An 11425-nucleotide genomic window follows, 5' to 3' on the forward strand; every position below is an offset into this window, starting at 1 on the left:
TCTTCTCCCTATGAAGACGCGGCGAGGGGGGCGACGGGTTCGACCATCAGTGTCAGCCCATGCCGGGCGATCACACGCACCTGATCGCCACGCGCAATGCCACCTTCGCAGCGAACGCGCCAGCGCTCGCCATGGATGCGCGCCCAGCCATCGTTGTCGGCATCGGCATCCGGTGTATCGACGTCCAGCACTTCGCCTGTCATGCCGATGAGCGTATCGCCGCCGCTCACGATCGGCCGCCGTCGTGCACGCACCGCCAAGCTGGAGATCGCTAGAACAACGGTCAGGCTCACGAAGGCCAGTCCGATGATGAGCGGCAGCGGCACGCCAAAGCCCGGCGTTTGCGTGTCGATCAGCATCACCGCGCCCAGCACGAACGCAACGATGCCGCCCACGCCGAGTGCGCCGAACGTCGGCAGGAATGCTTCAGCAACCATGCAACCGAGGCCGAGCGCGATGAGGGCAAGGCCCGCGTAGTTGATCGGCAGCATCTGCAGCCCGTAGAGCGCCACCACGATGCACACTGCGCCGAGGATGCCGGGCACAACCATGCCTGGCGTCGAGAACTCGAAGATCAGTGCATACACGCCCGCCGTCAGCAGCAACAGCGCCAGGCTTGGATCGGTGATGACGCCGAGGAAGTGGTTGCGCCAGTCCGGCTCCAGCGTGACGATCGTGGCCTCTGCCGTATGCAGCGTGACCACGCCGGCGGATGTGCGCACCGCGCGGCCGTCGACTTGCTTGAGCAGATCAGGAAGGCTCGCCGCAACAAGGTCGATCACGTGCTGGCTGGCGGCTTCGGGCGCGTCGAGGCTCACGGCTTCACGCACGGCGCGCTCGGCCCATTCCGCATTGCGACCACGCAGTTGCGCCAGCCCGCGGATGTACGCCGCCGCGTCGTGCATCTGCTTGCGGGCGAGGGTGTCTTCGTTGCTGGAAGAGGCGGCTGGCGCGCTGGCCGGTTTGGCGCCGGGGCTGGGAGCGTGGCCGCCCATGCCGATCGCCACCGGCGACGCCGCACCCAGGTTCGTGGCGGGCGCCATCGCGGCAACGTGACATGCATAAAGGATGTAGGTGCCCGCGCTCGCTGCCCGCGCGCCGCCGGGGGCCACGTAGCCTGCCACCGGCACGGGCGACGCAAGGATGGCCTGAATGATCTGGCGCATCGACGCATCGAGGCCGCCGGGCGTATCCATTTGCAGCACAACGAGCTGCGCCCCTTGATCGTGCGCCTGTTGCAGGCCGCGGATCACATAGGCTGCGCTGGCGGGCCCGATGGCACCGGTGACCGGCAACACCACGACCGGCGCGGCTGCCACGGCAAGGCTGGCCCAGACCGCGGCGATGACCGCTGCCAACCATCCTATCCAACGCCGCATCCGCAACGACGGTCGCATTCGCGCCTCCGTCCGTGATTGCCGCGGTTGTTGCCTGATCAGACCTGCGGCTCGGTCCCGATATCCGCTTTCAGTTTAGGCGGCAATGGCCTCGCGCGTGGGTGCGCTTGGCGCTGGTTGCGGCTCGCTCAGCAACTGAACCAGCGCCTGTAGGGCAGGCCCTGCCATGTCGCGGTGCCAGGCAAGTAGCGTGTCGACACGGCCCGGCTTGCCCAGCGCGTGGATGCTGATTTCCGGGGCATTCGTATACAGCTCAAGCACCGAGCGCGGCACCAGGGCCACGCCAATGCCCGCCGCCGCGCACGCGATGATGGCGTGGTACGAGCCAAGCTCCAGCACGCGGGACGGCACCACGCCATCTGCGGCGAACCAGTCTTCGATCAATTGCCGATAAGCGCAGCCGGGTTCGAACGCGAGCATGCCGGCGGTCTGCACATCCGTAGCGCGGCGGATGGGCGGGTGGGCGCGGTGAGCAATCAGCACAAGCTCTTCCGCAAAGGCCGGCAGCGTCGTCATGGCGGCGCGCGTGTTATCCAGGCATGCCGTCTCGGCAAGGAACGCGCAATCGACTTCAAAGTTGGACAGCGCCTGGAGGGACTGGCGCGTGGTCATCGTCACCAGTTCAAGCTGCACGCGCGGCCAGCGCTGATGCAGCGTGGCGAGCAGGGCTGGAAGGCGGCTGGCAGCCGTGCTTTCCATCGAGGCGATGCGCAGGCGACCGTGCGGCTCGCGTGGCTGCACGGCTTGGCGCGCTTCTGCGGCTAGGCGAAGGATGTCGTCGGCGTAGGTCAGCAAGGTCTGCCCGGCGGGCGTGAGCACCATGCGCTTGCTCTCGCGCACGAACAGTTGCACGCCCAGCGAGGTCTCGAGCTGGCGGATGCGTGTCGTCACATTCGACTGCACGCGATTGAGCTGCTGGGCCGCCCGCGTGACACCGCCTTCCCGCACGACCGTCCGGAAGATCTCCAGCGAGGACAGATCCATGATGTATCTCAAATGCTAATGGGTTCGTTCAATATAATTCATTTTTCAGGATGGACGGCCTTGCGTACGATGAAGTGCCGATTTCCTCATCCGGGCCCTTCCATGGAGCACACGCTGTCGTCTACCTCTGCCTCGTCCACCGCCCATTCCCGGCGGGCCACCGCATGGCGCGTGGCGATTGCGGGCATGGTGGCGCTGTCCGTGGCGATGGGCATCGGCCGCTTCGCCTTCACGCCGATCCTGCCGATGATGCTTCACGACGGCAGCCTGACGTTGGCGCAGGGCAGCTGGCTGGCAACCGGCAACTACCTGGGCTATTTCGTTGGCGCGCTGGCCTGCATGGCGGTGCGCGGCGACGCGGCGCGGCTCATCCGCACCGGTCTGGTTGCGACGGTGCTGCTGACTGCCGGAATGGGCGTGCTGCAAGGGCAGCCTGCGTGGCTTCTGCTGCGCTTTGCAGCCGGCATGGCCAGCGCGCTGGTGTTTGTCTTTACGGCGGGCTGGTGCCTTCATCGGCTGACCGAGCTGGGCCATGCGGCGCTCGGCGGCATCATTTTCTGCGGGCCGGGTCTTGGCATCGCCATTCCAGGCTTGGCGGCCAGCGGGATGGTGGCGCTGGGTTGGCACGCGACGTCGGCATGGATGGCGTTTGGCGTGCTGTCGGCGCTGCTCTCGGCGGCGGTGTGGTCGACCATCCGGCCAGAAGCGCATGCGCATGCCGCTCCGGCGCCGGCTGCATCCGGCACGGCACCCGGGCTGGATGCGCCCACCAGCGCGCTTACGCTCGCCTACGGCCTGGCCGGCTTTGGCTACATCATCACCGCCACGTTCCTGCCCGTGATCGCGCGCAAGGTGCTGCCGGCGGGTTCGGTCTGGCCCGATCTGTTCTGGCCGATGTTCGGTGCGGGGGTGGCGCTCGGGGCGTTTCTTTCCACACGGATCAGCCTAGCGCGCGACAACCGATCGCTGCTGGCCACGGCCTACGCCATGCAGGCGGTTGCTGTGACTACCAGCATCGTGTGGCCAACGGTGGCGGGGCTGGCGCTTTCCAGCACGCTGCTCGGCCTGCCGTTCACGGCGATCACGCTGTTCGCCATGCGCGAGGCGCGCCGGCTCTGGCCGCATGCCGTGCCGCGTCTGATGGGGCTCATGACGGCCGCGTATGGCATCGGCCAGATCGTCGGGCCGCCGCTTGCGAACCGTTTGTTTGCGGCCACGGGCGGCTTCAATGCATCGCTGGCCGTGGCAGCGGTGTCGCTCGTGGCGGGCGTGGCGACCTTTCTTGCGGTCAAGCGGGCGGCACCGGCGCGTGCGTGATGCGCGGCATGTGAAGGCGCGTACAACGCGCCCAGCGCACCCGTTCTAGAATGCCTCCTCCATTGGAGGAGCCCCATGTCTTTTGCCCTGCGCCCCGATGCAGTCACGTCAGGCGGCGAAATGAGCCAGGCCGAGCGCGCGGTGCGCGTCGATCTTGCCGCCGCATATCGCCTGGCCGCGCTCAGCGGTTGGGACGACCTTGTCTACACCCACCTGTCGGCCACCGTGCCGGGCGAGCCTGATCACTTCCTGATCAACGCCTTCGGCCTCGCGTTCGACGAAATCACCGCATCCAACCTGGTCAAGATCAATGGACGCGGCCAGCTTGTCGGCGATTGGCCCGACGCAGCTACGCGTCCGTCCGTCAACGTGACGGGCTTTGCATTGCATGCAGCCGTTCACGCTGCGCGGCCCGATGCGCAGTGCGTGATCCATCTGCATAACACGGCGGGCATTGCCGTGTCGGCGCAGAAGCATGGGCTGCTGCCGCTGTCACAGCATGCGCTGCGGTTTCACCAGCGCATTGCGTATCACGATTACGAAGGGCTTGCCTTTACGCCGGAAGAGGGCATGCGCCTTACCGCGTCGCTTGGCAATCATTTCGCCATGCTGCTGAGCAATCACGGCACGCTCACCGTCGGCCGCACCGTGGCGGAAGCGCACGTGCTGATGGCCACGCTCATCAAGGCATGCGAGATCCAGATTCAGGCGCTCGCTGGCGGCGAGGTCGTCTCGCCCGCGCCGCACGTGGCCGATCGCGCGGCGGAACAGCTCGAAGATGGCGGCGCTATTGAAGGCATGATCGAGTGGCCGGCGCTCTTGCGCAAACTGGATAAAATCGACGCTTCGTATCGCGACTGACGCGACTGTCAAAGCGACCCCCTAAACAGGAGACACCATGCCGACTTTCCACATCGAGATGTTCGAGGGCCGCAGCGTTGAGCAGAAGCGCAAGCTCGTCGAAGAGGTGACGCGCGTCACCTGCGAATCGCTGGGCTGCGCGCCGGGCGCCGTCGACATCATCATCACCGACATCAAGCGCGAAAACTGGGCCACCGGCGGCGTGCTGTGGTCCGAACAGAAGTAACCCGTCCGTCTTCCACTCACATTTGCCGCCCCGCCATGCAGCCCAAGCAGCATTTCGCCTCAGACAACTACGCGGGCTTCTGCCCGGAGTCTCTGAAGTATTTCCTGGAGGCCAACGGCAGCGGCCATGAGCCGGCCTATGGCGACGATTCCTGGACGCAGCGCGTGTGCGACCGCATCCGCGATCTGTTCGAAACCGATTGCGAAGTCTTCTTCGTCTTCAACGGCACGGCGGCCAATTCGCTGGCGCTGTCGTCGCTGTGCCAGTCGTATCACTCGGTGATCTGCCACGAGCTGGCGCACATCGAGACGGACGAATGCGGCGGTCCAGAGTTCTTTTCCAATGGCTCCAAGCTGCTGACCGCCAAGGGCGAGAACGGGAAGCTCACGCCGGACGCGGTGGAAGCGCTCGTTACGCGGCGCTCCGATATTCACTACCCGAAGCCGAAGGTCGTTTCGCTGACGCAGTCGACGGAAGTCGGCACCGTCTACACCGTGGACGAGGTGCGCGCCATTGCCGCGATTGCCAAGCGTCGCCAGTTGCGCGTGCACATGGACGGCGCGCGTTTCGCCAATGCGGTGGCGTCGCTCGGCGTGCATCCGTCTGAGATTACGTGGCGCGCCGGCGTGGATGTGCTGTGCTTTGGCGGCACGAAGAACGGCCTGCCGGTCGGCGAGGCGGTTGTCTTCTTCGATCGTCGCCTGGCGGAGGACTTTGCCTATCGCGTCAAGCAGGCAGGGCAGCTGGCCTCGAAGATGCGGTTCATCTCGGCACCTTGGCTGGGTTTGCTCGAAAACGACGTGTGGCTGCGCAACGCGCGTCACGGCAATGCGATGGCGCAACTTCTGCATGCGCGCATCGCCGATGTGCCAGGCGTGCGCATCATGTTCCCGACCGAATCGAACGCCGTGTTTGCCGAGTTGCCGGTGCCCGCCATCGAAGCGCTGCGCGCACGCGGCTGGCGTTTCTACACATTCATTGGCGCCGGCGGCTGCCGCCTGATGTGCTCGTGGGACGTGGAGCCCGAGACGGTGGAAGCCTTTGCCGCCGACATCCGCGCGGCCTGTGAGCAAGCTGTCTAACGCATCTCTCTGCCATGAGCTTTGACTACCGCTTCTGCCCCCAATGCGCCACGCCGCTCGTCGAGCAGCACAACGCCGGCCGCCTGCGCATCGCGTGTCCGGTGCCGGACTGCGGCTTCGTCCACTGGAACAATCCGTTGCCGGTCCTGGCGGCGGTGGTCGAGTATCGCGGGCAGATGTTCCTCGCGCGCAACGCGCTATGGCCCGAAGGCATGTTTGCCCTCGTCACCGGCTTTATGGAGCGCGATGAAACGCCGGAAGAAGGCATTGCCCGTGAGCTGAAGGAAGAGACGAACCTCGACGCGCAATCGATCTCGCTGATCGGCGTGTATGAGTTCATCCGCAAGAATGAGCTGATCATTGCGTACCACGTGGTGGCCGATGGCGAAATCGCGCTGTCGGAAGAACTCGTCGAGTACCGTCTGAAGCCGTTTGAGAAAGTCCGTCCGTGGACGGCCGGCACCGGGTATGCCGTTGCTGATTTCCTGACCGCGCGCGGCCTGCCTGTCAGCTACATCGACATCCGCACCGGCGAACCCGCCGAGCCGCCGCCGCGCCAGTGGCAGCCGACGCGGCTCGTTACAATCACGGAATGACTGATGCAAACGGCACCGCGCCGCTTGCCCGTACCACTGAGGAAGACATGGAGTTTCAGAAGGAAATCGACGCGCGCGGCCTGAATTGCCCGCTGCCCATCCTGCGCACGAAGAAGGCGCTTGCCGACATGCAAAGCGGCGACGTGCTCAAAATTCTTGCCACCGACCCCGGCGCCACGCGGGACTTCCAGGCATTCGCCAAGCAAACCGGCAACGAGCTGCTGGAGCACAGCGAGCAGGACAAGGTGTTCACGTTCTACATGCGCCGCCGCTGATCTGGCAGTGCGTTCAACGAAAACGGGGCGATCCGGTTTGGCCGGATCGCCCCGTTTTCATTGGCTGCGAATCGTTTCGCAAACTCGCGTGGCTTACTTGCGTGCTTCCATTGCCATGCGCAGCGCCAGGCTAGTCAGCACGGTGCCCATCAGGTAGCGCTGGACCGACAGCCAGCTCGGCTTGCGCGAAAGGAACGCGGCGATGCTGCCCGCCGTGGCCGCGATCATCGAATTGACGGTCACGCTCACGCAGATCTGCGTGAGCCCCAGGCAGACCGACTGCACCAGCACGCTGCCGTGCGCCGGCTCGATGAACTGCGGCAGCAGCGACAGATACAGCACTGCCACCTTGGGGTTGAGCATGCTGGTCAGCAAGCCCATCGTGTACAGCTTGCGCGGGCTGTCCACCGGCAGCTCCCGCACCTGGAATGGCGCGCGGCCACCCGGGCGCACGGCTTGCCAGGCCAGATACAGCAGGTAGATCGCGCCGCCAAAGCGCAACGCATCGTAGGCAAACGGCACCGCCATCAGCAAGGCTGTGATGCCGAATGCGGCGCACAGCATGTAGAAGACAAAGCCGGTGGCAATACCCGCCAGCGACACCAGCCCGGCGTTGCGCCCCTGGCAGATCGAACGGGAGATCAGGTAGATCATGTTCGGGCCGGGCGTCAGCACCATGCCGAGAGCAACCAGGGCAAAGGTGAGCAGGTTGGTGAGGGTAGGCATGGCGGGCTCGATGTCAGCGGCAAGGACGAAGAGCTTGCAGGCTAGCACCCGTGGTCAATCGCCCAACAGGTACAGAAAAACACAAAATTCGGCAATTCTGTATTGGTTCTCCAAGGAGAGCCAACCGCGACCGTTGGATAACGCACGCGGCGCACAGCGCACAAAAAATCGTCTGTTACATCCTTAACGCGGTTTGTCACAGCCTGTAGCCCGGTGCGGCATAGAGTGGAAACAAGGTTCGGCATGTCCGGACGCTTTAAGGGAGCACTCCATGCAAAAAACCAAGTTCCTGATGTCATTGATGCTGGCTGTATCTGCGCTCGCGCCGCTAGCCGGCCATGCGCAAGACCGCGATCACCGCTGGGACCGCGACCGCCACGACGAGCGTGTCGACGTGGATCGCCGCGCCGATCGCGAGATGGCTCACCGGTGGAACCGCGGTGAACGCATTCCGCCCGAGTACCGCGATCGCCAATACATCATCGACAACTGGCGTGAGCATCGTCTTTCGCCACCCCCACGCGGCTATCACTGGATCGGTGTGGACGGTGGCTACTATCTTGTGAGGCCGGACGGTCTCGTCTTCAATGTGACGATCGGCGGCTAGTTGCTGATCCGCTGAGAGAAGAACCCGCGACTGCGAAAGCGTCGCGGGTTTTTCATTTTTTGGTGAGAGCGGGCTTCTGGGAGAGGGTGCCTTACAGAATGCTGAATGGTCGGTGGCCGCGCGCCATGCATACGTCATCGGCGTTGTTGAAGGTATGCCGAATCCATTCCCTCACCCCCTGATCCCCCAATGCGCCCGCATTTCCTCATTCCCGCCGTGCTGTTCACGGTGTTGCCTGCTCATGCCGAGCTCCTCATCAGCGAGTACGTAGAAGGCAGCTCGAACAACAAGGCCATCGAAATCTACAACCCGGACGCAGCAGAGGCCGATCTGTCGGTCTACAAGATCGAGCAGTACAACAATGGCGGGAGTACGCCCACCGCATCGTTTGCGCTCTCGGGCAAGCTGGCGCCGCGCTCCGTACATGTGATGGCTCACAGCACACTGGCCAGCGTGCTCGGCACACGCGTCAATCAGACTGCGGGCTTCTCCTTCAACGGCGACGACGCGCTGACGCTCACCCGCTTTGGCGTTGTTGTCGACCGCATCGGCCAGGTTGGCTATCAACCGCCATCCGGCTTCTGGGGGACGGCCAGCGCTGGCACGAAGGACCACACGCTGCGCCGCAAAGGCTCGGTGAAGGCGGGAGATACGAATATCACCGCCGCCTTCGATCCATCCGTGCAATGGGACACGTTCAACGTCGACGACTTTTCCGATCTTGGCTTGTACAACGGGCAGGGCACCGTCACGCCGCCACCCGCCGCTGCCGTGTGCGGTGCCGCAGCAACGCATCTTGCGGATGTGCAGGGCGCGGGCGCAACTTCGCCGCTGGCCGGCCAGAACGTTGAAATCGAAGCGGTCGTGACGGCCGACTACAGCGGCACCAACGGATTCAACGGCTTCTTCGTGCAACAGCCGGACGCGCAGCGCCGAAGGCTGCCCGGCGTGTCGGAAGGGCTGTTCGTCTACGCGCCCGGCGTCACCGCGCGCGCAGGGGACCTTGTCCACCTCGTCGGCAAGGTGGAGGAGAAGTACGGCCAGACGCAATTGACGCTGGCCACGAGCGGCATCGCAAGCTGCGCCAGCGGCAACAGCGTGACGCCGATCGACGTGACATTGCCTGTGGCCGATGCCAAGGCGTTGTCGGCGTATGAAGGGATGCTTGTGCGCTTGCCGCAAACGCTGACGGTGAGCGAGACGTACGAACTTGGACGTTACGGCAGTCTCCTGCTCAGCAACGGGCGCCTCCCATTGCCGACAAACGTGGCACCGCCTGCAAATGGCGCGGCGGCGCAGGCCGCGGCCAATGCGCTGAATCGCATCGTGCTTGACGATGGCTCCAATCAGCAGAATCCCGCCAGCGTGCGCTATCCGGCGCCGGGCCTGTCTGCGGCGAATCCCGTGCGCGCCGGCTATACCGTGAGCGGTGTGCAGGGCGTGCTGGAAACGCGCTACAACGCCTGGCGCCTGCAGCCCGTGCCGGGTGCGGCTGCGCCGGCTTTCAACGCTGCCACGAACCCGCGTGCGGGTGCGCCGGCACGCCATGCCCAAGCCGATGTGCGCGTCGCCTCGTTCAACGTGCTGAACTACTTCAACGGTGACGGCAAAGGCGCCGGCTTTGAGGATCCGACCAACCGCGGCGCCAAGACACAGGCCGAGTTCGAGCGCCAGGAAGCCAAGATCGTTGCTGCCATCCGCGCCATCAATGCCGATGTGGTCGGCCTGATGGAAATCGAGAACGACGGCTACGGCGAACTCAGCGCCATCCGCCGCTTGACGACCCAGCTCGGTGCCGACTGGCGCTACGTCGATCCGGGCGTGCCGAAGCTGGGCAGCGATGCGATTACAGTGGCGATCCTCTACAACAGCCGCACGGTGGAGCCCGTCGGCATTCCGGCCACGCTGGCCATCGACAACAAGAACCGCCAGCCGCTGGCGCGCAGCTTCCGGCGCATCGGCGGCACGCAGAACTTCACCGTGGTGGTCAATCACCTGAAGTCCAAGGGCTGCACCGGCGCAACTGGCAAGAACGCCGACCAGGGCGACGGCCAGAGCTGCTGGAACCCCACCCGGGTGCGCGCTGCCGGTCTGATCGCCGACTGGCTGGCGACCTCGCCAACCGGCGTGCCTGACGTAGGCAAGCTGCTCATCGGTGACCTCAACAGCTATGCCAAGGAAGATCCCGTCTTGCTGCTTGCCGACAAGGGATATGCCGACTTGGTGCAGAAGTTCGTCGGCAAGGATGCCTACAGCTATGTCTACGGCGGCGAATCCGGCTACATCGACCATGCGCTTGCCACCTCCGGCTTGGCCGAGCGTGTACGCGCCGTGCACGAGTGGCATATCAACGCCGACGAACCGATTGCACTGGAATACTCGTTCGCATACAAAAACGCCGAGCAGCAACAGGAGTTCTACGCGCCGGACGCGTATCGGTCGTCGGATCACGATCCGGTGCTGGTCGACCTCGCGCTCAACACACAGGCAGCAGGTGGTGGCACCGCCCCCGAAAGCGATGTGGCTCCGGGTAGTGGCACTGGCACTGGCAGTGTCGGGGAGTCTGGCGCCGGCGTGGTGGACCCACTGATCGGTTTCGCGCTCGGGGCCGGTGTGGTGGCCCTGGTGCGGCGTCGCGCGGGGCGTGTCTGAACATCCCGGCTCTTCGCCGTCCAGCGTGGTGGTTGCGCGGCCAGGTGCATCCTGGCTTCCTTGCGGCCGCTCTGCTGATGCTCGCCTTGCAGGCCGGCGGCGCCACGGTCGCGGATGCGCTGCGCTACGAACGTGCCTCCATCGCGTCCGGTGAAGTCTGGCGGCTGGTCTCCGGGCACTTCGTCCATTTCACCTGGGCGCATTGCCTGCTCAACGTCGGTGGTCTCGTCGTGCTGGCGGTCATTCTTCCCGCGTCGCTATGCGTGTGGCGCTGCTGCCTGTGGCTTGCGGCGTCGATCGGTTTCGTGCTTTTTTTCGCGCTGCCCGGGCTGCAGCACTATGCCGGCTTCTCGGGCATCGCATACGGTCTCGCCGTGATGGCGTTGCTGCCAACTGCGCGTGACGAGCCGATTGCGGCCGTCGTGCTGCTTGCGTTCGTGGCACGAGCGCTCTGGCAGTGCCTGGGCCCCGGCAACGCTGATGCGATGGTTTGGCTGGGAGCGCCGCCGCTTGCTGCTGCACATCTGGCCGGGCTGGCAGCCGGCGCGCTATTGCTTCGCATTCAGCGCCCGACATCCGCCTGAGTGTCCCGTCCGTTGACGTGCCGGGGCATGCAAGCAAAAAGAGGTCGATCCGCAAACCGGCCCAACGAGCAATGCGCACCGCAAAATCGAGTACCTGAAGACGGTGCAGTCACCCATC

The 11425-nt window shown here is 64.9% G+C and carries 12 protein-coding genes; 9 read left to right on the forward strand and 3 right to left on the reverse strand.

The features are described from left to right. Nucleotides 1–8: 8 nt before the first annotated feature. Together NKG59_RS10320 and NKG59_RS10325 are read right to left on the reverse strand one after the other, a co-directional pair. The gene (locus NKG59_RS10320) at nt 9–1397 is read right to left on the reverse strand and encodes an NfeD family protein (RefSeq protein ID WP_253536634.1); all 1389 of its coding nucleotides are present in this window, start codon (nt 1395–1397) and stop codon (nt 9–11) included. Nucleotides 1398–1472: 75 nt separating this feature from the next. Beyond that, nucleotides 1473–2381 (reverse strand): LysR family transcriptional regulator, encoded by a 909-nt coding sequence (locus tag NKG59_RS10325; protein ID WP_253536635.1) that lies wholly within the window; start codon nt 2379–2381, stop codon nt 1473–1475. A 102-nt stretch (nt 2382–2483) separates the two neighbouring features. On the opposite strand from NKG59_RS10325, the gene NKG59_RS10330 reads away from it, so the two are divergent. From NKG59_RS10330 to NKG59_RS10355, 6 genes are all read left to right on the forward strand, one after another. Further along, nucleotides 2484–3698, forward strand: a complete 1215-nt coding sequence (locus NKG59_RS10330; RefSeq protein ID WP_253536636.1) for a YbfB/YjiJ family MFS transporter — start codon at nt 2484–2486, stop codon at nt 3696–3698. Between the two features lie 75 nt (nt 3699–3773). Beyond that, a complete protein-coding gene (locus NKG59_RS10335) occupies nt 3774–4559 on the forward strand; it encodes a class II aldolase/adducin family protein (protein WP_253536637.1) in 786 nt (261 codons plus the stop codon). Nucleotides 4560–4596: 37 nt separating this feature from the next. Then, a complete protein-coding gene (locus NKG59_RS10340; RefSeq protein WP_004629375.1) occupies nt 4597–4785 on the forward strand; it encodes a 4-oxalocrotonate tautomerase in 189 nt (62 codons plus the stop codon). A gap of 35 nt (nt 4786–4820) precedes the next feature. Beyond that, a complete protein-coding gene (locus NKG59_RS10345; protein WP_253536638.1) occupies nt 4821–5867 on the forward strand; it encodes a threonine aldolase family protein in 1047 nt (348 codons plus the stop codon). Between the two features lie 14 nt (nt 5868–5881). Next, a complete protein-coding gene (locus tag NKG59_RS10350; RefSeq protein WP_253536639.1) occupies nt 5882–6463 on the forward strand; it encodes an NUDIX hydrolase in 582 nt (193 codons plus the stop codon). Between the two features lie 47 nt (nt 6464–6510). Continuing rightward, entirely contained in the window at nt 6511–6738 is a 228-nt protein-coding gene (locus NKG59_RS10355) for a sulfurtransferase TusA family protein (RefSeq protein WP_024976289.1), read from the forward strand. A gap of 93 nt (nt 6739–6831) precedes the next feature. On the opposite strand, the gene NKG59_RS10360 is transcribed toward NKG59_RS10355, so the two are convergent. Further along, nucleotides 6832–7464, reverse strand: coding sequence for a LysE family translocator (locus tag NKG59_RS10360; RefSeq protein ID WP_253536640.1), 633 nt, complete (start codon nt 7462–7464; stop codon nt 6832–6834). 271 nt (nt 7465–7735) lie between these two features. Between NKG59_RS10360 and NKG59_RS10365 the strand changes: the two genes are divergently transcribed. From NKG59_RS10365 to rrtA, 3 genes are all read left to right on the forward strand, one after another. Next, nucleotides 7736–8071: an RcnB family protein gene (locus NKG59_RS10365; protein ID WP_253536641.1), complete on the forward strand. Its 336-nt coding sequence runs from the start codon at nt 7736–7738 to the stop codon at nt 8069–8071. Nucleotides 8072–8260: 189 nt separating this feature from the next. Further along, entirely contained in the window at nt 8261–10723 is a 2463-nt protein-coding gene (locus NKG59_RS10370; protein ID WP_253536642.1) for an ExeM/NucH family extracellular endonuclease, read from the forward strand. Nucleotides 10724–10800: 77 nt separating this feature from the next. After that, entirely contained in the window at nt 10801–11307 is a 507-nt protein-coding gene (gene rrtA, locus NKG59_RS10375) for a rhombosortase (RefSeq protein ID WP_253536643.1), read from the forward strand. The last annotated feature ends 118 nt before the right edge of the window (nt 11308–11425 follow it).

It is taken from the genome of Ralstonia chuxiongensis (assembly GCF_024158925.1).
Taxonomy (GTDB): Bacteria; Pseudomonadota; Gammaproteobacteria; order Burkholderiales; family Burkholderiaceae; genus Ralstonia; species Ralstonia chuxiongensis.